Source organism: Polaromonas sp. CT11-55, assembly GCF_047303325.1.
Taxonomy (GTDB): domain Bacteria; phylum Pseudomonadota; class Gammaproteobacteria; order Burkholderiales; family Burkholderiaceae_C; genus Polaromonas.
This window is the reverse complement of the sequence record NZ_JBKBEX010000088.1, coordinates 1-242: the sequence shown is the minus strand read 5'-3', so window position 1 is coordinate 242 and position 242 is coordinate 1. Positions and strand designations below refer to the sequence as shown.

Below are 242 nucleotides of genomic sequence, written 5' to 3'. Positions count from 1 at the left end.
TGCGTATCCTTGATACCGACGATCTCGATTTCCTCGCCGACCTTGATCACACCGCGCTCGACACGGCCGGTCACGACGGTGCCGCGGCCGGAGATGGAGAACACGTCTTCCACGGGCATCAGGAAGGCGCCGTCAACTGCGCGCTCTGGCAGAGGGATGTAGGTATCCAGGGCTTCGGCGAGCTTGAAGATCGCGCCTTCGCCGAGTTCGCCCTTGTCGCCTTCCATGGCCAGCTTGGCCGA

1 pseudogene is annotated in these 242 nt (G+C 63.2%); it reads right to left on the bottom strand.

Annotation, left to right across the window (positions count from 1 at the left end):
- Positions 1 to 242, bottom strand: a pseudogene (gene tuf, locus ACEN8I_RS24195) (elongation factor Tu); the annotation flags it as partial.